Annotated in this window: 15 protein-coding genes; 9 read left to right on the plus strand and 6 right to left on the minus strand. The window is 34.9% G+C overall.

All coding sequences use genetic code 11. The features are described from left to right. Positions 1-340: 340 nt before the first annotated feature. Together P0Y62_01735 and P0Y62_01740 are read left to right on the plus strand one after the other, a co-directional pair. Entirely contained in the window at positions 341-1,339 is a 999-nt protein-coding gene (locus tag P0Y62_01735; GenBank protein ID WEK70276.1) for a toprim domain-containing protein, read from the plus strand. Between the two features lie 205 nt (positions 1,340-1,544). Continuing rightward, positions 1,545-2,711, plus strand: coding sequence for a hypothetical protein (locus P0Y62_01740; protein ID WEK70277.1), 1,167 nt, complete (start codon positions 1,545-1,547; stop codon positions 2,709-2,711). Positions 2,712-3,163: 452 nt separating this feature from the next. Here the strand turns inward: P0Y62_01740 and P0Y62_01745 are convergent, their stop codons facing one another. The 5 genes from P0Y62_01745 to P0Y62_01765 form a co-directional block, all read right to left on the minus strand. Next, positions 3,164-3,673, minus strand: a complete 510-nt coding sequence (locus P0Y62_01745) for a hypothetical protein (GenBank protein ID WEK70278.1) — start codon at positions 3,671-3,673, stop codon at positions 3,164-3,166. 317 nt (positions 3,674-3,990) lie between these two features. Continuing rightward, positions 3,991-4,512 (minus strand): hypothetical protein, encoded by a 522-nt coding sequence (locus P0Y62_01750; protein WEK70279.1) that lies wholly within the window; start codon positions 4,510-4,512, stop codon positions 3,991-3,993. Positions 4,513-4,516: 4 nt separating this feature from the next. Then, entirely contained in the window at positions 4,517-8,068 is a 3,552-nt protein-coding gene (locus tag P0Y62_01755) for a DUF6443 domain-containing protein (protein WEK70280.1), read from the minus strand. A 6-nt stretch (positions 8,069-8,074) separates the two neighbouring features. After that, a complete protein-coding gene (locus P0Y62_01760) occupies positions 8,075-10,912 on the minus strand; it encodes a hypothetical protein (protein WEK70281.1) in 2,838 nt (945 codons plus the stop codon). A gap of 6 nt (positions 10,913-10,918) precedes the next feature. After that, complete coding sequence (locus tag P0Y62_01765; GenBank protein ID WEK70282.1) at positions 10,919-12,556, minus strand: T9SS type A sorting domain-containing protein; 1,638 nt, start codon at positions 12,554-12,556, stop codon at positions 10,919-10,921. Positions 12,557-12,956: 400 nt separating this feature from the next. Here P0Y62_01765 and P0Y62_01770 point away from each other — a divergent pair, with 400 nt between their 5' ends. Next, entirely contained in the window at positions 12,957-13,343 is a 387-nt protein-coding gene (locus P0Y62_01770) for a helix-turn-helix transcriptional regulator (GenBank protein WEK70283.1), read from the plus strand. Positions 13,344-14,641: 1,298 nt separating this feature from the next. Here the strand turns inward: P0Y62_01770 and P0Y62_01775 are convergent. Then, the gene (locus tag P0Y62_01775) at positions 14,642-15,910 is read right to left on the minus strand and encodes a hypothetical protein (GenBank protein WEK70284.1); all 1,269 of its coding nucleotides are present in this window, start codon (positions 15,908-15,910) and stop codon (positions 14,642-14,644) included. 485 nt (positions 15,911-16,395) lie between these two features. Between P0Y62_01775 and P0Y62_01780 the strand changes: the two genes are divergently transcribed. The 6 genes from P0Y62_01780 to P0Y62_01805 all read left to right on the plus strand — a co-directional run bounded on the left by P0Y62_01780 (position 16,396) and on the right by P0Y62_01805 (position 22,242). Next, positions 16,396-17,067: a hypothetical protein gene (locus P0Y62_01780; protein WEK70285.1), complete on the plus strand. Its 672-nt coding sequence runs from the start codon at positions 16,396-16,398 to the stop codon at positions 17,065-17,067. 213 nt (positions 17,068-17,280) lie between these two features. Next, positions 17,281-17,922: a hypothetical protein gene (locus tag P0Y62_01785; GenBank protein ID WEK70286.1), complete on the plus strand. Its 642-nt coding sequence runs from the start codon at positions 17,281-17,283 to the stop codon at positions 17,920-17,922. 301 nt (positions 17,923-18,223) lie between these two features. After that, positions 18,224-19,060: an SDR family NAD(P)-dependent oxidoreductase gene (locus P0Y62_01790; GenBank protein ID WEK70287.1), complete on the plus strand. Its 837-nt coding sequence runs from the start codon at positions 18,224-18,226 to the stop codon at positions 19,058-19,060. A gap of 92 nt (positions 19,061-19,152) precedes the next feature. Next, a complete protein-coding gene (locus tag P0Y62_01795; GenBank protein WEK70288.1) occupies positions 19,153-20,103 on the plus strand; it encodes a helix-turn-helix transcriptional regulator in 951 nt (316 codons plus the stop codon). Between the two features lie 377 nt (positions 20,104-20,480). Beyond that, the gene (locus tag P0Y62_01800; protein ID WEK70289.1) at positions 20,481-21,305 is read left to right on the plus strand and encodes an SDR family NAD(P)-dependent oxidoreductase; all 825 of its coding nucleotides are present in this window, start codon (positions 20,481-20,483) and stop codon (positions 21,303-21,305) included. A 46-nt stretch (positions 21,306-21,351) separates the two neighbouring features. Beyond that, positions 21,352-22,242, plus strand: coding sequence for a helix-turn-helix transcriptional regulator (locus P0Y62_01805; protein ID WEK70290.1), 891 nt, complete (start codon positions 21,352-21,354; stop codon positions 22,240-22,242). Positions 22,243-22,495 lie beyond the last annotated feature (253 nt).

The following is a 22,495-nucleotide window of genomic DNA, read 5'->3' on the forward strand; positions in this document are numbered from 1 at the left end:
TCGTTGGCTATGTTATGCAACAGTCAGTTATCATTATTTAAGCATAGCAAACTGTATAGTCATGACGTAAGCAGATTATAATTTCAGCATCATATAGTTTTATGATTCCAATTTGTCAGCCGTATATAAAATTATAATGCTAGCGATATAACAAATTAAATAAATGAATGCCGGTATTATTTTATTGCTGTATTGATAGGCACTGTTTTTCTTTTGCTGTCCTAATAAGTAACCATAAGATTGAATTATTAAGAAACTAAAGGACAAATACAGCCTCTCTATGCCATATTACCTATGTACATTACTCGCTTTACTATCTTCTGGAAAATAGATAGAGCAAATGAACTGTAAGCAATTAAATTCCATAGAGCTGGAAGAAGTCCTCGCTTTTCTCGGACACCTTCCAGTCAAACAAAATGAAAAAGAAGCATGGTATCTCAGTCCTTTTAGGGCTGAATCCCATGCCTCTTTTAAAGTGGATAAGCCGAAGAACCTCTGGTATCACTTTTCAGAGGGAGTAGGTGGCACAACGACCGATTTTATTCAGAAATATTTTAACATATCGGTAAAAAGAGCTTTAGAATGGGCTTCCAATCAAAATTTTTCTTCTTTTCAGCAGCAAACAAAAAGGTTAAAATCCCATCTAAATTATCGTATAGACAGGATTATGAATATTGCTCATCCTAATCTTTTATCTTATCTCCATGAGAGGGGTTTAAGTGAAAAAGTGTATCCTTTTATCAAAGAACTATGGTTTACCATCGAGAACAAACAACTTTATGCAGTGGGGTTTAAGAATAATTCTGAGGGTTGGGAGCTTAGAAATGCTTTCTACAAAGGGGCTTTACTTAATAAAGATATTACTGTCCTACCATTTCCCAAAGAAACCGAATCAGTGAGCAATAACGAAACTCAAAAGAATACTGTTAATCAAAAAATAGCAGTTTTTGAAGGCTTTACAGATGCCCTGTCTTTTATCGAAATGCAAAGATCTTTTCAGGGGGATTTACTGATACTGAATTCTACGGCAATGCTTAAAAAGGCTTTAACAGCGCTTGATTCCTATTCAGAGATCAGCCTGTTTTTGGACAATGATCCCACAGGCAGAGAATGCACTGAGCAGATTCTAAAAGTTTACCCTTATGCCAAGGACTTTTCCCACCTCTATTCAGATCACAAAGACTTGAACGAGTATCTCGTAGCAAAAAAGAAGCATCATGCTAATGAGTCAATTAATACGCAGATAATACCAACATCGAAAAACGAGCATGCAGAAAAAGAGAATTCCAGCAAGGAAGAAACAAACAGGATAAAAAAAGGAATGCGCAGGAGAATGTAGCACTGTGCTTTTTACAAACTGTCCGCAAAAGTTAGGAGCTCATTCGCAACTTTGAAGGTCGATACTCTCCCAACAAAGTTTCTACTTCGCCCGCAGGGGCTAAAAAGCAACCCTTTAGGGTTACTGAAAACGATTGATTTTAAATCCATCATAAATATAAAGTTGGTTGCTCAAAGATAATGCAAATTGATTAAACAGCTGTTTTATGAAAACCTCTATTAATTTTAAAGCGGTTAAGGCTGACTCGGAAGTCCATAACTTCCGAAGAAAAACCTTTGACTATATCCGTAAAGACCTGACACCTCTAAATGAATATTGGCAGGAGGATAAAATAGCGGACAGAATTCAAAAAATTGAAGTCTATTGCAAAGAGAAGTCGGGTAGAAAACTACAGAAAAATGCCATGCCCGTCCGTGAAGCCGTAGTGGTAATTAGAGAAGATACTACCATGAGAGAATTACATGATCTTTCTAAAAAATTAGAACAAGAACTTGGAATACGAATATTTCAGATTGCCATTCATAAAGATGAAGGTCATGTTGATAAAGAATCCGAAGAATGGAAACCTAATTTCCATGCGCATCTTGTTGCAGACTGGCAGGATAAGAAAACGGGTAAAACTTTAAAACATCAATCCTTTCATTACTCTAAAATGCAGGATCTGGCAGCAGAATGTTTGGGCATGGAAAGAGGAGTTTCAGGATCAGTGGGGAGACTGGAAGCGGTAGAATTTAAAATACAGAAAAAAGAAGAGGAATTAAAGGTTTTAGAACAGAAAATTGACAATATGAAAATGACTCTCGGCTCTGGAAAGTTCAACGATCTTATTGTTAATGATACCAATTTTTTTGGAGCGCAGCAGATTAAGACCAAAGAGACGATCGCTAATTTTGGTAATACTTTTAAACTTTATAACGCTGAATTAATCAAGAACAGCAATGAACTCGATATTAAAACCAAGCGGATTACAGAACTGTACAAAGAAATTATAGATTTAAAAATAGAAAATACTCAGCTTAAAGACAAAAACACAGCACTTTTGACAAATGCAGATGTTTTTGCTTTCGAAAAGAAAAAATATTTAGATTCAGTTGTAGATGCATTGGAAAAATCAATACGTTTTCATCGGCTTAAAAACCCTTTGATTGATAGATCGGATAATAAAAATCTTGTCGGGGAGATGAATAATATATGCAAAGAGTTTTCACAAAAGAATCACATTCCTTTTTCCGCTTTCGAACAAATATTTACCATAACAGAATTAACAACAGGGTTGTTTTCACTTTTAAGACTAGGAGACGGAAATGATATTGATCCGGAATATATTCCGCTACCTAAGAAAAAAAAGAAAAGCAGAAATATCAGGTATTAGTAATAGTAAAAAGAACAATAATGGTTATCATGTGATCTCATCAGTTTTTAATAAGTACTCGTTACACTTTGATTAGATTTGATGATAAATATTTTTTATAGATATTTCTATGTTTGAATATAAAAGCATAATTTAGATATGGATAAACCTTTATATTACAGAGATTTGACGGTTATCCAAATAATAAATGATGTGAAATTTTAAGAAGGTGGTCAGATGAATGCACACAATAATAGATCTTGTTCTTTTTCAACTCTTTGAATATTTAACTAAATATGGAAGTATACGACCTAATCTCCCGCTACTTGCTTATCCATTTATTTTTGTCATGAAAAAAAAGAGTATTGAAAATTCAACACTCTTTTTTTATCAATATTATATAAACTTGGAAGGATTAAAGCATAATCTTTTTGCCTTAAAAATGATAGCAATTCCAAGAGTTAAATGAATTTTTATTGTACTATTTTTCCTTCCTTATTTATGGCAATAGAAGCTATTTTAATCTTTTTGTTCTTTGCGAAATCATATAAATAAATTGGAAAGTTTGCTTCCGAACTACTAAAAGAATCATGAAGAGATAACAAATAGTCTTCTTTACCATTATTATATTGATTCAAAATATACAAAAATTCTTTATCTGTTATATTTTTCGAAACGACAATATCTTGAACATTCTCTTTTTTATTATAAATCATCTTTTTTTCATCAGTTAAATAATTATATATAAGCGCTCTAAACGTAATATTTTCATTAGAAATCAAACTTTTATCCCAAGATATTAATAATAATAAATTATTATTATTTTCTTCTGATAGTATATATTTTATAATTTTTTTCTTTTTAGCAAAATATCTACTTTTTTTATCTATACCTTGATTTAATTTTTTATACTGGTTATATAATGGGTTACAGCCCCAAAAACAAAATGATAAAAACATTAACGTCAAAAATTGTTTTTTCATATTCTTTTATTACTTCCGAGCCATCTTGGCAAGTTACATTTTCCACTTACATAAAACAAAGCGAAATAGCTCTGTTGGGGAACAACCTGCAAGGAATTACACTTTAATACTGAGGAATAAAAAAGGAAGGTAAAAATACTCTTTCCTTTTCATTATTATTCAAATTATTCAAAAGCTATTATATATGACTAAAAAATATAGGATTAAGTTTTTATCTCATTGTATTAATTTATTATCTTCATCAATTACAATAGCATTAATATTTAATTTTTTATGTCCTCTAAAATCATAATTCTAATAAAGGGTCAAATAGATTCTCATTGAATTATTTTCCCATTTTTATTAAAAGCAAATGATTTTATTTTCAATTTTTTATTTTTGACAAAGTCATATAAGTAATAAGGTGAATTAGCTTCCGAACTACTAAAGGAATCTTCTAAAGATAGTAAATATTCATCTTTTCCCTCCAAATAATTTTCAAGAATGTATAGATACTCTTTAAATTCTTTATCAGAAGTTATTTTCAATAAAATTTCTTTATCTGGATTTTGTTCGGTAGTTTTAATAATCTTCTTTTCTCCGTTGACTGCGTTATACAGTAAAGCCGTATAATATAGAGGGCCATTTTTCACCAAAATATTTTTTTTCCAACTAATTACTAAAATCACTTGTTTTTTTTCTTTTGAGAGAATAGATTTAATGATTTTCGATTGATCGCTATACAAACTATTTTTAATTGTATTATTATTTAATAATTCATACTGCTTATAAAGGGGGGTACAACTAAAAAATAGCGCTAGAAATAATATGTATATACATATATTCATTTTTTTTTTCATTTTCTTATTTTTTACTATTCATTATTTTATTATATATATTCTGAACATTATTTGGCATTATAAATACTCGTGTATTTGTATTTATTTTAGTAGTACTAGGCCCATTGCCTTTTATTGTAGGTTGCCATCTAATACTTTTAACATCAACTAAGGTATCAGTATTTCCAGCATCTGGGCTATAACTTACACGAATAGGTAGTCCTTGTTCAGAGCGGAGAAGATTCTCAATATATGATGCTGCTATTTCAGCTTGAGAAAAATCCTTCGATAATCCACTTCTTTCCTTATCAACCCATGTTTTACCCAGTTCAGAACGAGAAGATGTTTGATCTAGCCAACTATGTCCAATTTCATGAAATAATGTTATATGAAATGGATTCTGAAGTTGTTTCTCTTTCTCTCCAAACATTGAGGTATAAGGCATAACTTCTTGTTTAAAATCTGTTAAAATTCCTGAACCGTCGGTATATGTAGCATTTTGTCCCTCCCAATCTGTTCCTTTACTAGATTGAATGGTAGTATTAATATTATCATTGGCAAATAAACCTAAAAATGTACTTCCAAACGAGTCCTTATCTCCCCCTGTGATAGAGGTTAATGCCGCTAAAATTTGTCCGGCATAACTATCATTTTTCACGTTTGCTTCAACATCCCATTTTTTTGTCTGGGCATTTTGAGTATAAAGTTTACCATTATTATAACGATATGTATTATCTCCATCTTCAATATCAATCCACATTCCATTTGGATCAATAAATCTAATTGGGTTATTAGCAACATAATTATACGGATTATAACTATAATATAATTCCGATAATGGGTCCATTACCCCCCATCTTCCCAATTCAGGCATATACATTCTCGCACCATAGTCATACATTCCTGTCTCTTGCAACTCCTTTCCGTTGTACTTGTACTGATAGGCATTATCAAAACTATGGTTCTCACTATTATGCATCAACCCAAAAGGATAATAGTTGGTGACACCTTCAGCTTCTCCTGTGATGATATAGTTATTACAAATCTGTCCGTCAGGAGTATCATAACAATTATTTACTACAATATCCCCGGTTACAATTCCGTTTCCATCAGCATCGCTGTAGCTTAATCTTACATTTCCTAAATGGTCAGTGTAATTATAAAAATACCGGTTGCGTAAGGCATCAAAATAACCTTCTGAGGTCGGGATGATTCTCAGCTTCATTTCATCGTTCATCGTAGTTCCCGTTTCATCTTCCCAGGCATAGGTATATTTATACTGGAAGCTTCCCAGATAATCAGTCTCTATTCCTCCAAAGAGCTTCTTCACTTTCACCCCGTCTGCACGGTAGGTATAGTCTGTTACCTGTGCATTCCGGGTAATCTTCGCAGGTAAATTTAAGTAATTATATTGAATGGAGGAAATGCCTTTATCCCGGAAGGAAGTCATATTTCCATTAGTATCATATTCTATATTGGTAGGGCTCGATTTATATGGGAATCCCTGAGCAATGGTAACAGCATCGCGTACTTTTTGCAAACGGTTGGATGCATTTCCATTTTCATACTCATAGGTAAGGTTGTCAATCATTAAAGAGGTAGCACCAATTCTTTGTGCGGTTCTCACCATTGTTTTTATATTCCCGTTCAAGTCATAGGTTGCCTTTTCATAATATTCTCTCAGAGAAGGGTTGGTCGCGTTCTGGTAAAAGCCTGCCGAGAGGCGGTTGAGACCATCATATACATAGCCGTATCTTTTCAGAGATTCGTTGGGGGTGGCTCCTGTTTTCCAATCTACTTCGGCAATGTTTCCGTTGTAGTGGGGAACAACCTGCAAAGAAGTATCGGAAGCATCGGGAGTCTGAAGGCCTTCTACCTGATTGTATTTGATCTTATATCCAAAGAGATCATTACCCAGATTATTGGGATCATTGATCTGCGTCATCCAGCCGCGGATATTGTATAGGTAATTGACTTCCTGAAGCCCGGTTCCTAAAACTGTTCCTCCTACTTTCTTGGTCGTTAGCTGCGAAAGCTCATTGTATTCGTTCTGCGAGAGAATTTCTTCGGCACCGTTGTCAATTTTATGCTTGTGGGTGAGTATCCTGTTCTGATGATCGTAGGTAAAGGTTTCTGTGATCATTTTTTCAGGATCGCTGCTCAGTCTTTTATGTCTGGTCACTACCTGCTTTAGGGTTCCCGAAAAATCGAGCTCCGATTCTGTTTTGGTATAGCCTCCTAAATGATTGACGGAATGCGTTCCAATTATTCTTCCTTTGGTGTCATAATAACTGTAATTTTTCGTCCAGCTGTCGTCTTCTATGTTTTTCACATAAGATGCTAAAGGCAGACCTTTGGTGTTTAGCTTTGAGCTTGTATTATCCGTTAATACAGCACTTTGGTTAGGAATTGTCGGAACAAATGAAGGGGTACCTGTTGGATAGGTATCGGAATAATAAACACTTAAAACAGTTTCAATTTGGGAAAAGAAATTGTTTGTGTAATATATCTGCATTCCATTTTTGGTAAATCCTGTCGCATCTCTGTTTTCAATAATCACATTATTTCCTATCATAGCCTGCATGGATGCCCGATCACTTCCGGGAACTATTCCTGTCATGATCACTCTTCCCAACTTATCATACTTGGTGAAAAGCCATTTATTATTTGTTCTCAGATTAGCATCTTGGGTCACTACGAGACGATCGGCTGCGTCATACACCATATATTCCCAGCCTTTCCCAGGGAGTTTCTTTTCTACCAATCTATTCTTACCATCATAGCGGTACTGATAGCAAAGGTTATCCAATGTGGCTTGATCAATATTGCCTACAGAAGCCAGTGGTGGAATAACAAATGCCAATTGGTCATATTCATTATACACATAATAGGTATCTGCATTTTCTGTAATGTTAAGTACTTTTCTTACCAATAGAACCTGTCCGTCTCCATTTTTAAATTCAATGGTTTTGTTTCCATCCTCATCTTTAACTGAGTTTTTATATAATTTGCCGTCAGCAAAAAAAGCTCCTTCTCCCGGTGTCGTTTTAGTAGCCCCGTTCTCCCAGATACTACCGGTTGTATATTTTTTCACTTTATCCGCTGTAGTATTGGCATCATAGCCAAACATTACCGGTTTGGTACTCCAATCGTTTCCCACCTGGATCTGCTGCTGGATTCTGTCTAAGGGAGAATTTTCCAGTACTTTTTCAGTATAGATCTTTTCTGATCCATAAATGGAAGATGCATTTGCCAATGGAGAGGTATAAACCGCTCCATTCTGGGTTCCGGATTGGGGAACAGGAAGGTAGTCTTTTACCGGTCTTCCATACTGATCGTATTCTATATGGGAAACCACATCTTTTTCTGTAGGAGAAGCTTTTACATTAACCACTTGTTTTGGCCTTCCCAAAATATCAAAATACCGGATGGTTTCAGAGGTTTTAGGAGTTCCTATGGTAGGGTCTGATAAATAGGTCTTTGTATAGATGTAATTTTCTGTTGTACTTGGTGAAGTCTGGGCATATAATACCCCGGAAACCAGCAAAGTACTTATAGGAATTATAATTTTTTTCATCAATTCTTAGTTTTTGTAGTTGTATTTGAGTTCTTTCAACACTTTGCCGTTCACATCAACAATCTTTTCCAGCCTGTTAGCCGAATCATAAAAATAAACCTCTCTGATTCCTGATGGCGGAGTGATACTGGTGATCCCTATCAGAGGGTCGTAGCTATAAGTACTGACCTGATACCCTGATAATGATGAGTTATTTCTGAAACTATCTAATGCCGTAATTAAAGCTCCCTCATTGGATGGATTAGAGGCATCGGAATCTGAAGCCGAGACGATGGCTGAAATAAGGCCAAGGCTCTCCAGCTGGCTATACGCTACTCCTTCAACCTTGGCAATAGGCTGTGTATTGTTATATCCCCAAATGATAGATACAGGAACACCTGCTTTTGTAGTGTATTGCAATAATTTGTTATTACTGTCATACCTGTCATAAGTAATATTTGTTTGAGATCCGGATGCCGTGTTTAAAATCCCGCTCAACTCCGAAGTAGGATTATAATGAGCGGAATCGTCAAATTTTATTTCGCTTTTATTAACAGTAATTCCATTTACTTTTGTTTCTGTAATGACAGGAATGTTTATTATGTGGGCGTTCCATAGTCTTGGATCTACGGTTTTAAATACCCATGGGTAAGTGATAAAGGTTTCTGTAATTTTCCCGGAAGATTCTGTATTTTTTTTATATACAATATTAAAGTCATCAATGTCCCTAGTAATCTCTGAGGTTTCGGTAGTTACCGCTGAAGGGTTGTAAAAAGTAGATATTACCTTTTGATTTTGGATGATCCCGTTTCTTACGGTCTCATAATATTGCCCAAATATTACCTTTGGAATAGGGAATGGGTAAGTACTGTAAATATTATTATTAAGAGGAAGTATATAAGAAATGATTTCATTCTTTTTCATGAGGGCGTTGTTGGCATTATAAACTTCTTCCTTTTCTAAAAGTCCGTTTTTTAAAAGATTAGCACATCTGACTTCGGTACCCGCCAGGATTAAAGTATCCTGACTGGGAGGCTTTATATCATGTAATGTTCTATAATAATATTTAATAAACCCTTTATTTTGTCCGGTGGTTTCTTTTATATTTTCATAGACTACCGTTTCTTCATCTACATTTTCGTTCAGATACCCACTTGTTTTATTAGTACCGTCAAACTTCTGATAACTATAATTGGTAGTTAACCCAACTAAAGGGGCATTATTTTCCAGATATTCAATTTTTTTAATCCTTAAGCCCTTTCCGGTTGAATAATTCTCCATAGGTAAAGATTTATAGCGAATTCTCTTAATAACGATGGTTCCACGTCCTCCGGTTCCGCTAATCGTATAAGGATTAACGCCCGGAGGATACTTTTTATAGCCGTTTGCATCATTGACTCCGCTGCTCATATTGAGATTTACTACATAATTACCGTTTACAGGCTGAAAAGGGCTGTCGGTATATAGTTCATCAATATAAAGGTTGGTGAACAGGTAGCTGTAACCGTCAGATTCATCAGGGTTTGTAGTAAGGGTGAATTGGCCGAATTGCGCAGCCCCGTTGGTGTTATGATAATCAAAAGGTATCACGGCAATATCTTGAAAATACTGGGCATCTCTGTCTTTCAATTCATAAGGTGGAGCCTGGAGATTTTTGTATTCAGGATCACTTTTATCTACATAATATTGATTAGGTTCAAAAGTATATTTAACTTCACTTCCGTTAGGGAATTTAATTGAGCTAAGCAATCCGATTCCTAAATACTTGGGATTTTCTGATTCATTTTTAAAGCAGACTTTTAGCGGGTCTATATTAGAATATTCCGCCCAATAATCGGTTACATCAAAATTGTTATTACTGAAAGCAGGATATTTTATTTCTGTAGTTTCATAATTGGTTCCTCTTCCGTATTTTACTATTTTATCCAGCCTCCTCTTTGTCAGGACATCAACCATACCACAGGTATGGCCGGCTACGCTGGGATCAAATTTTTTAGGATAGGTCAATTCGAGTAATGACGACTGTAAAATATATTTTTCAATCTGGTTTCCGTTATTATCTTTCAATTGAATCATATCCAACCTGAAAGGGTCCCGGAATGTTTTCCTCTCATTTGGATCTAATGTATAGCTAAAATTGATACTTCCAAAGTCTTTTGAAATGATTTTTTTTATTTTTAATGATTTATAGTGATCCAGCACTTCTGTATACTCATCTGCCAAATATTCAAATGTAAGCATTTCATTTCCTTTTTCATTTTCAACCTTTGTTAGATAATAGCAGCTGGTATATGGCTTATTATAGGGTGAAAAATTCTGCGGATGATATAAATAATTGGATTGGTCTAATGTCTCAAAATAATATTTATAACCATTTTCATCGATTATTTTAAAATGGTAAAGCTCGGGGGATATTTCTTCAAATGTTACCTTTAGTTGATCTTCAATGATTTTAGCATATTGATGAGTTCCGTCTGTTTTTTTAGAAAAATAAAATTTCCCTACTTTTCCAAATAGGTTGATAATATAGTTGTTGTTTAGAGTACCAGAGTTATTTTCTCTATAAATCGTATTGGAAGTGCCAAATAAAGTCCATCCTAAACCTACATCACTAGCTTTACTATCCGCTAAAGTATTATTGGGATGGTAGGAAAGTCCAATATTGATATTGATTTTCTTTAAATGGGATGGTAAAGAAGTAAGAGGAATGTCAATATCCGGAATTCCTGTAGCATTTTTTGAAGGTGAATTAATATAACTTGCAAGTGATGAAACACTGGGAGCTGTCACATCATAATCTGCTGATTGAGCATTTACAATGTATGTTATACATGTCAATATTATAATTAATATATTTTTCTTCATTTCAGTTTATTTCTTAATCAGTTTAGCATTCGCAGTTTTGTTGGTATCCGTTTTTATGGTAATCAGGTAAGCCCCCTGTATCAAAGGCTGAGTGTTTATCTTCGTTACCTTGCTCTTGGTTTTCAAACTCTGAAGCTGTCTTCCCGCCATATCATATAGGGTGATATCCGCTTCCTTGAAATCAAATCCAATCTCTACATACGCGTAATCTGATACAGGATTCGGATAGATCTTAATATCCTGCTTCTCGATGAGTTGATCTATCTGCTGATCGCCCAGCTTTACGATCTTCCAGTTCTCTTTACCTAATTCTTCAGCACTGGTTCCTGCCAGAATAATGGATCCGTCTCTGTTTAATTTAATATCTGCTAATCTTTCTTCTTTTTTTCTGGATTCTCCTTTGACGTGTTTTCGCCATTGTTCATTGCCGTTTTCATCCAGATACAGCATCCAGAAGGTTTCATCATCGGTTTCTATCCTGCCTTCTGCCTGGGTATAGCCTCCGAGTAATATTCCTTTGGTAAGGTCTTTATTCTTTTCTCTTTCATTATGGCCTAAGATGACATGCATTCCCATTAAAACATCTCTGTTTTTGAAGTTGTAGGATTTCTGCCAGATTTCTTCACCTCTTTCATTTAATGAAATTAGCCATAGATCCGTTCCTTCTTCTACGCCTACGGTTTTATTGCCTGATCTTTCGGAACGGCTTTCACCTCCTATGATATAGCCTGAAGTCGTCATGGCCATGGTTCTTAAATGATCATCTCCTGTTCCTCCATAGTTCTTTTCCCATTCTACTTTACCGTCTTTATTCAGCTTAATGATCCAATAGTCGCCTTCTCCCTGATTATTCGTGGATTTAGGGTAACGGGATACGGGATTCGGAGTGGTAGTACCTGTACCAGAATCCAAATTGGGGGAATCGGAGCCCGAGCCTCGAATCTCAGAGCTTCTGGAATAGATTCCTAATAAAACGCCTCCATCTCTGGTGGGAATCATTTTTTCTACTTCGTCTAAGCCTTTTCCGCCTAGAATGAGTTGGGAGATTTCTTTTCCGGTTTTGTCTAGTTTAATGACAAGAACATCTTTGGAACCGTAACCTTGCGCAGAGTTCTGAACGTTTCCTGCAACAAAGAATCCTAAGTCAGTGGTTTGAATGACGGCTCTGGCTTCTTCATCGGAAGTTGTGCCTATTGTTTTCTGCCATAATTCGTCTCCGAATTCATTGATTCTGATGAGCCAAATATCGGAGCCTCCTTTGGAATCGTCTTTTTTATCGAGGCCTTTGCCTGAATACGAAGTTCCTGCGAGAATAAAACCTCCGTCCTGAGTGGAAAGGGATGCTGAAAGGTAATCATGGTTTTTGCCTGCAAAGTATTTTTCCCAGACGGCTTCGCCTTGTTGGTTGAGTTTTACGAGATGGAAATCGTAACCGTTGTTCTGCTGTTGGCTGCTGGCTACTTGCGACAGGCTTTTAGACTGTATGGAGCTTCCGGTAATTAGGTACTGAAGGTCTACGGTTGGGGTCACCTGGCTTAAGAAATCCTGAGTATTGGATTTGATGTCTTTCTGCCATAGGACTTCCTGAGCAAAGCATGCCCCTGTGATGCACAAGAACAATGCCCCTAAATAGAGTTTTCGCATAGTTATTATTTATTATTTAGATTGTTTTCATTTCTCTGCTTTTAGCAGCTGGTATTTACGTTAGGATGAGACCATTGGGGTTTGCCCCAATCCTTATATTGCAAATTTACTTCAACGACACGACAGGACATGACGTAATAAATTATTAAAGTAATTATATTATATGTCACAAGTTATTTATTTAAGTTTTATTAGGTGGATACAAAGTTATTATATAGGTTCCCACATACATTACGGTAAACCATACCAGTATCTTCTTAATAATGAGTTGTTTTTTGCGGCGAAGATAAAAATAAATAGTTCGGATGACGATAACTTGGATTATAATCTTAATAACTAAAGTTATAAAATGAAAACTTTTACAATATTTTATTAATTTAGCATATTGAAAAACTGTGAAATGACTACACTGGGTACTAAACTGACAAGATTAAGAAAGAATAAAGGCTATTCACAACAGGAACTTGCTGATAAGTTGGGAGTTTCCCAACCGGCATACCACAAATGGGAAACTGATGATGTAAAACCTGATCTTGAAACACTATTAAAAGTTAGTCAGGTACTTGAGGTAGATCTAAACGATCTGACTGATGATTATAATAGTCTTATCCAAAACAGTCAGTTCAAAGGATCTAATATTGTAGGTAATCATCAACCAATAATCAATATGAACTCACCGGAACTGATGAACCAGCTTTTGAAAAATCAGGAACAGATTACTCAAATACTTATTACTCAAAACAAATTGATCGAAACTTTTGTGGATAAGATCAATAATGCAAAATAAGACAGGGAATATATTATATTTCCCGATATAATTTTTTTTCATCCCGATGGCTCTTACAACTTTGTAAGGGCTATTTTTATATAGCATAATTGCTAATTCTTAAAACATTTATAATAATTGACTATAAATAATAGCCAACAAACAATTTGTAACTGTTTTGGTGCGAATGCTTGAAAGAATAAATACAGTGCTTATTCTTCAAAAATATTATTGGTTAATATTATAAAAAATAGATTAGCGGTATTCAAAATAGAATTTTATTTGCATTAAATAAATTGAAGTTTTTTATCTTTGCCCTATCAGACTAGATTTAATTTTTGGTCAGGTTGTTAAGATTTTTGCAGTTTATCTAAAAAATAATAGAGTAGTGGCAAATTCGTAGCAATGTATTGAATGGTATTTTGTAAGTATCAAATTTTCAATACTTTGGATTAATTGGTTCGAATCCCTCACTCTCCGCTTAGGGAGACGTTTATTTTTTAACGTCTCCTTTTTTTGTGTTTTATATTTGTTGATTTTCAGTTTGTTACATTGTTTTAGTTAAATGTGGAAAAGTGTTCGAGTTTTACAATATTTTTCACCGACAAAAAAATTGCCTTTAGAATTTTCGTATTATCCATAATTTAGTGTTCAATATTTCTTTAGCCAATCAATCTCCCAATTCAAGATTAAGTATCTTTTTTGAAGGATGTGGCTAACATATATAGGAAATCTAAAATAGCAATGGCTTCATCCTCATTAATATGTATTGCATTTTTCCCCAGGATTTTTATTGCCTGACTAGTAGAAATCATTCGCCCAGAAAAATATTTTGTATTTCGATTGATATTTTTCTAGATAATTTTTAAAACTTTTTCAGCTTTAGTATTGATTAAACCATCATACATTATTATTTTTTTTAGAACTGGATTAATTTGTATAGCCTCAAATTCCTTTTTAGATACATTTATTTGAGAAGGTGTAAACATACTTGTAATATGTCTTTTACCAACGAAGTCTTGAATGTTATGCGATTACTGAGCAAGAAGCTATTGGCTGTGAAATGAAAGAATTACAAACAAGGCCAAACACTAAAGAAAGTATCTCTAAAATTGATCTGAAATCAATGATTTATGAGCTTAGAAAAGAATTTGAAGCACTTAAGAATTCGAAACTTCAGATTAGTAATGAAGTTATATTTTAAAGGTTTGATCTGTTGGATAAGAATATACAACAACTTACTTTTAAGCTGTAAGTCTATAAAGGTGAAAAGAGGCTATTCTTTTGTGATAGCCTCTTTGTTGAGAGATTATTATCCATTATTTTATTTCTTCGCCGGTTGTCGCGTCAAAGCTGAGTACTGTGGAATTATAGGGATCTTTGAAATACATAAAAATAACCATACGTTGTTTTAGAGCTTTGCCGGTGACGGTTTCTTGGGCCTTTTTGGGGTCTTTAATCAAGGCATCAATATCTATTTCAAAATTCTTGTCTATACTTATCTTAGTCTGTTTTCTAAAACCTACGTAAGTGAGGTTTTTGACATCGTACTTTTTAAGGCTTTCGGCAAGTACTTTTTTAAGAATGGGCAAGGATGTTTCATCAGAAGTAAACAGCTCTTCGGGATTTACCGAGCTGCTGCTGGAATTTGGACTCACTTCGGCGGAATTACCGCGCAGCGTAACATCATCGTAGGCATTTTTTTGCCCCTCTGCTTCTACGCTCAAGCTTGTAAATTTATCGTAAATCAGTATTTTTTCTACCTTTCGATTGCCGATATATTGAATGGCTTTTTGATAGGCCTTGTCAAGATTTTCGTCGTCAAAATTACCTACATTTTGCCCCGTTAAAGTTTTTGGTAAATCGCGGACATCAGAAATCAGCTGGTCAAAATTACCCGATAGGGCAAAGGGCAATGCAAAGCCAAGGCCCAAAAAAGCAAGTGAAAGAATTATACCGAAAGCCAGTCGGACACCAGAAACTTTGCCGATTTCAGTTGGAAAAATAGACGAGCCTTTGTCGGGATATACCTTCTGGGCTTTAACATTTTTGAACTTTTCTAACGGATCGTAGACTTTATCCCGCCAAGCTTCATTCGGATTGATTTCCATGACGCCGTAGCCAGGATTTTCCCTGTCTTCAATAAAAGCCACAAACCACCCGGTATAGAAATTGGGTAAATCGCCCATAGTGATAAATTGGCGAATCGTGGTTTGATAAGGCTCTCCCATATCCGGGAAAACAGTAAGCGTGAATTTGAATTGATGATTAAAATTATTCACCACCAAGCCGACCTCTTCAAGTTTTTCAATCCGTGCAGGCACCCTTTGGGCATTTCCGCCACCTATATTTTCGCCATTTCCGGTCATTTTTTTGATTTTCGAAGTCAACCCGCGCGTGAAAACTATAGCCCACAAAAACGAGAGTGCAATAAACCCGATAATGGTAAATGGAATCCAGCTGTCCGGAATCATACCGCCAGAGCCTGCTGTTATTGTTCCAATGAATGCACCAATAGCTATCCAGGTTAACGCTTTAAACAAAAATCTACGCAAGTTGAACGGTCTCTTTTTTTTCTCGTTGTTCATATAGTAGCTATTTTATACCAAATTTATTACTTTACTTTTGAAAATACACGGGCAAAATCAATCCGATGTAAAGTATTAAATTTAAGGCTATTGTAAAAAGTATTGTTGTCTGAAGGGACTTTTTTTAATTTTATTCCATATCAGTCCTTCAGTTGTGACAATTCCAATGCTAGCAAACGTTCCCGGAATGGCTGCTATAAGTGAAAATTTGAGTAGGGGCTGTCCATAAAGTTGAAAGATCAAATTGTGCACCCGCCTGGGTATTCCTATATTAATTTATCTTCATCCATTAAATATCAAACTTCAGGTAAGTCTATAGCCATTGTTATATTTCTTTAAAAGCAATTTGATATTTTGCTCATTTTCGAACTGATCGACCTTGTCATTGGTTCTAGACTTGAAAAACAAATTAGAGATAAGACCGATATAAATTTTATATCTTAGAGTTGGCTTAAAAATCGCAATAAATTATAGTAAAATTAACAATGGGAAAAATCAGATGTGTTTTAATCTGTTTGCTCTTTCTAACCAGTTGTAAAAAGGAAAAGGCCATAGAATTGGAGGATTACAACTTTAATAGTAAGACCTCAACCTATTTTTCAGCTAAAGATAAGTACAAAACCTATGACAACTATTACCAAATAAAATCTGAGGTCATAGGGGTTGACACTATTTCTGACGGCGAGTTTATCGGAAGCGAAAAACCAATACGAATTGATTACAGGCAGGAAATCTTTTCCAATGAAGATGTTCTGGCGAGATTTGACGGTTTTGATTTTAATGCTATTAATTTCGCCACCACTATCGATGGCAGGATGATGGTTTTTAACGCGGTTGCAGGGAAGATTTCCTTAGAAGATACCAAAAAATTTGTAGCGGTATTAGATGAAAAATATGGGAAGTCTAAAGTCAGCACAGAAACATTTATTATGCCCTATAAAATTTATACCTGGCATTTGAAAGACCGAATAATTAAATATTGTGTAGTTACTGCCGATGAAAACAATGCACTGAAAATAGAGGATCAAGCAGATAAGGGATTCAATATCGAAAATAGAAAACCCCACCTAAGAGCTTTCCTATATATAATAAAAAATGAGTATGCCGACCAGGTTATAGGTAAGATGAGTTCAGGTGATCTTTTGTATTGCAAATGATTGGAGGTAAGTTGGATGATAACAGTTTGGCTTGTGTATTTTTAGTAGGGACATTCATCTGTTACAGCTAAATACAGTAAAAAAGTATTGCATGAGTTAAAGAGGGTTAGATGGTAATATCATTTGCTGATTCATTTGAATTTTGAAATGTAATTGGCCATAATTACTGAGAAACACGCTAATTTGTTTAATAATCTTTGAAAAACTAAAGTAATGGATAAAGTTGCGAAAACCTTGTACAGATATTTTATTTTGATTTTATTATCAATCCCACTGAACTTATTTTCTCAAACTAGTAAAAGTAAGGAGCATTTTACCTATCAGGTGAGAGAAGAACAGGGAGATCTAAATAATGATGGTAAAATGGATAGAATAACAGTGAAAATGGATACGGTAGACGAAACAAGACCGTTAAGATTACAGATTTTTCTGTCTCAGCCGAACGGAAAATTAGCGCTGGCTGTGTCATCAACTAAGATCATCGAATCCCAGTATCCGGTTGAAAAACAAGGGAAATTCAATGGTTTTCAAATTCCCGATTTTTTTATTGAAGAAGGGGTCTTAAAAATGTGGAGTGAAATTGAAGCTGGAAATATTACATATCACTTCAAATATCGGAGTGGGAATTTTGAATTAATTAAAGTTGAAAAGCTCACTAATAACGCAACTAGAGGTTATATTGATGATAAAACAATATTTACAGAAACAAAATTTGATCTTGTAACCGGGATCAGAACCGAAACTGATGAAATATTAGGTTCAACCACGCCATTGAAAGTAAGAAATAAAAGAGTCTTGATAAGACCGTTACCCAAAATACAGGATTTTAAATTTTCTGATAAAGAGTTATTTTAAGGTATCCTTAACTAAATATGGAGTCTGAACTTGAATATTATATCGTAAACTTATAATGTTTAAAAATATAATCAATAAAATAATTTGTTAAACATTATGAATTACGAAAAACGGTAATTTTAAAGAACAGTTCTTTCGTGCTGTTCCTATAATCGGTGTTGTAACTATAGATTTTTTGCTCTTCTACCTTTTATATACCAGCATTTCGCTTTTCTTTATTTTGGTTACGAGAATCCTCATTTTAGCAACGTAATCACGCCTATTTAAAACCAACTTTGCATAATATTAATACAATTAAAAAATGGAAAATAGACAGCAAGAAAAAGTTTGGTTTATTACAGGATCTTCAAGAGGATTTGGAAAAATATGGACAGAAGCCGCTTTGAAACGCGGCGACAAAGTCGTTGCTACAGCACGTAATATCAATAGTATTGCTACATTAAAAGAAAAGTATGGAGATCAGGTCTTGATACTTGAAGTGGATGTAACCAATGCCTCACAAGTGCAAAACGCTATCAGCAAGGCCAACGACTATTTTGGAAGATTAGATATTGTGTTCAATAATGCAGGATATTCTCTGGTGGGCACCATCGAAGAGAGCAACACTGATGAGGTAAAAGCCATGTACGAAACAAATATTATAGGACCTATCCATGTGATTCAGGCGGCATTGCCTATACTGCGAGCCCAAGGCCATGGCCATATTTTGGGAACATCCAGCGCCGTTGGCATTTACAGTAATCCTCTAATCGGGTATTATTGTTCTTCAAAATTTGCGTTTGAAGCGATTTACGATAGTTTATCTAAAGAAGTTGCGGCATTTGGCATCAAAGTAACAATGATTGAACCGGGGGCTTATAATACTGAATTTGGCAGTGCTGAATCACTAAAAATAGCCAGTAAAAAACTGACGGATTATGATGATTTGAAAAGCAGTTTGATGGAAAATTTAAAAAAGCTGGAACGAGGAAATCCTATTGCTACTTCCGAAGCCATATTTGCTGTTGTGGATGCTGAAAATCCTCCGTTGAGATTATTATTAGGTAAAAACGATTTACCACATATTCAACGTATCTATTCTGAACGTATTCAGGAATGGGAAACTTGGAAAACTGTTTCAGAAGCAGCCCAAGGTTAAGCCACCTAAGCTATTTGACATGCTTTTATTCGCTTTTCTTTTTGCTGGGAAAAGCGAATATTGCTTAACTTGTAATCTAGAATTTTTATAATATGGTTTCAAAAAAATCGAATCATTCCGTAAAAAGATTTAATATATTAGCTGAGGTAATGGAGGCATCTGGTTTTCCGCCTCCGAAGCACCCTTTAATCGTTTTGTTAAACGGTGTAGACAAACAGCTTAAAGGTCGTGCACCTAATAAATCGCACGTATTGAATTATTATAAAATAGCTTTTAAACCAGATGCGGGAGGAGAGCTAATGTATGGTCATACCAAATTTGATTTTAAAGAAGGCGGTTTGTTTTTTGTGGCTCCTCAGCAAATTCTTTCATCTATAGAAGATGATAAGCAAAAGGAAACTGAAGAACAAAAAATACTTAGCCCGCAGATCACACTGCTTATAGATCCTGATTTTTTACTACAATATCCATTAGCGCAAAAGATTCATCAGTACCACTTTTTCTCCTATGCTACCAATGAAGCGTTGCACCTTTCGGGAAAAGAAAAAGAGACCATTCTGTCACTTTTCAGAAATATAGAAGAAGAACTTGAGAACCGTATAGATGACATGAGCCACAATGTGATCATCTCGCAGATCGAACTGTTGCTAAATTATGCCCAACGATTTTATAACAGGCAGTTTTTGACCCGAAAACAGAACTATCCGAGTATTGCCGAGCGCATCGATCAACTGTTGGAGGATTATTTTAATAGCGATAAGGTTCTAATTGGAGGAGTTCCAACCGTTAATTACCTAGCTGATCAGCTCCATATGTCAGCCAGTTATTTAAGCGATCTGTTGCGAAACCTTACCGGTCAAAACACCCAACAGATTATCCATGATAAAATGATTTACCGTGCTAAAAATAAATTATCTACCACAGATCTCAGTATTTCTGAAATTGCATTTGAATTAGGTTTTGAACAGCCTCAATCCTTTAGCAGATTGTTTAAATTAAAAACCAATCAAAGTCCCCAGCAATATAGGGCTCAGTTTAATTAATGAATTGATTAACTAAATTGCCATTTGTGTCTTCCCAATTAAATATTCATTCAATTTATATTAAAAACGAGTAAGGGATCGTTTGAGGTTTCGTGTTAGGGTTTAGGATGATTTGAAGTAGAGATTATAAACAGTTACAGTAGTATCTATTAAAAGGCATTGATTAGACATATACATTTGAGTAAGAGCACGAATTATCAAAGCTATTTCCAATGCCGTTTTAAGTTATTATTCGGATTCAGCACGGGATTTCCTAAACAATTTCAAATAATCATCAAATACGTCATTTTGTACCATTAATTCGCTGATATGGGTTATTTGATCTTGCAGCTTGACGGTAACTTTGTATTATTAAATCAATCAAAAAAATTAGAACAATGAGTAAAGTAATTTTTATAACAGGAGCATCCAAGGGATTTGGTAAATTATGGGCTGAAGCGCTTTTGAAAAAGGGTAATAAAATAGCAGCGACTGCAAGAAATATATCTGCCTTAGACGAGCTTAAAGAAAAGTATGGTGACCATATATTAACATTAAAACTCGATGTTAACAACAGAGCTGAAGTTTTTGAAACTGTGGATCAGATTGAAAAACATTTTGGAAAAATTGATGTCCTGATCAATAACGCAGGCTTCGGTTTGTTCGGAACGACGGAAGAAACAACCGAACAGCAGGCAAGAGAACAGATGGAGACAAATTTCTTCGGTTCGCTTTGGGTAGCACAGGCTGTTCTGCCGATAATGAGAAAACAAAAAAACGGTCATATTATTCAGGTGTCAAGCTTTTTAGGTTTAACAACTTTACCGTTGTTGGGCTTATACAATGCATCCAAATTTGCTGTGGAGGGTCTGATTGAAACCATCGGAAGTGAAACCGCACATTTGGGGATCAAAACAACCCTGATTGAGCCCAACGGATTTGCAACAGATTGGGCAGGAGCATCAGCAATTCAAACATCTTCGGATATTGCCGATTATAACCCTGTTCGTGAGGCTTTTGCAGAGACAGGTGATAATCCGGATATCTGGGGAAAACCTGAGGCGACAGTAGATCCTATTTTGAATATAATAGACAGCGAAAACCCTCCGAAAAGGTTATTGTTGGGGAAAATTGCCTATCATGCTATTCATCAGATCTACACTGATCGTCTTAAGGAAATTGACAATTGGAAAGAGGTGAGTATTGCCGCACACGGGCATTAATCATTACTAAATTAATATTGTAATTTTGATTAAAATTTGAAATCCAATGAAACATTACGCAACCTTAACGGAACTGCATCTTGGAAATGGTTGGGATGCTCCCCAGAATCCGCTGTTCAGTATGATTGGCTGTCTGGCATCATGTCCGCTGGTAAATCGAGAATTCACAACAGACTGTTATATCATTGCTTTCAAAAAAATAAAATCAGGAATGTTCATGTATGGCCGCACTCAGTATGACCATGACAATGGCTGTCTATTTTTTGCCAAACCAAGACAGATCATTGAAATGAAAGACCTTGAATTTGAAGAAAAAGGCTATATGCTAATGATCCATGAGGATTATTTTAATGGCCATGAAATTCGAAAACGTATAGAAAACTATAGTTTTTTTGATTATGAAGTGACCGAGGCCCTGCAACTTTCACCAAAAGAAGAACAGATTATTCTCGAATTGTATGATAAAATCCAGATAGAGTATTATAACAATCCTGACGAATTCAGCAGGGAGATTATCCTCTCCCATATATCATCAATTTTAAACTATGCGCATCGATTTTACAAAAGACAATTTATAGACCGGGCACAGGTAAATGGAAAGATGGTATCAAAATTTAATGATGCACTCAAGAAATATATTAATGAAGGTAAATTAGAAGGTGTAGGTCTGCCCAGTGTAAATTACCTGGCGGAGCAGCTCTTTGTTTCTCCACGGTATTTAAGTGATCTGTTAAAACAGGAAACCGGGAAAACTGCCATGGAACTTATACATGTATTCTTGATTTCCGAGGCTAAGAATCTTTTGCGCTTAGGTGAGAAAGGGGTGGCTGAAATCGCTTATCATCTTGGTTTTGAAAATGCATCCTATTTCACAAAACTTTTCAAAAAACAGACCGGGGTAAGGCCATTAGAGTTTCGGAAGATGCATATGAATTAATTGAAAACTGATTAAAAATAATCTGACTAGCAGAAACCAATCATAGAATGAAATATTTAAAAAATTATAATTTGATAGGGAGCTTTATCAGACTTAACAAGTTAGATTAAAAAAGGAAAGAATAAGAGTAGAAATAATTTAGTAAAATAGTTTGATAATAATGTTTTCATCACTGAGTAATCTGTATTCTTATTTCTATTGAAAATTTATTTTAAAATTATAAAATAAACCTTTTGGTATATTTTATTTGGTT

Source organism: Candidatus Chryseobacterium colombiense (assembly GCA_029203185.1).
Lineage (GTDB): Bacteria > Bacteroidota > Bacteroidia > Flavobacteriales > Weeksellaceae > Chryseobacterium > Chryseobacterium colombiense.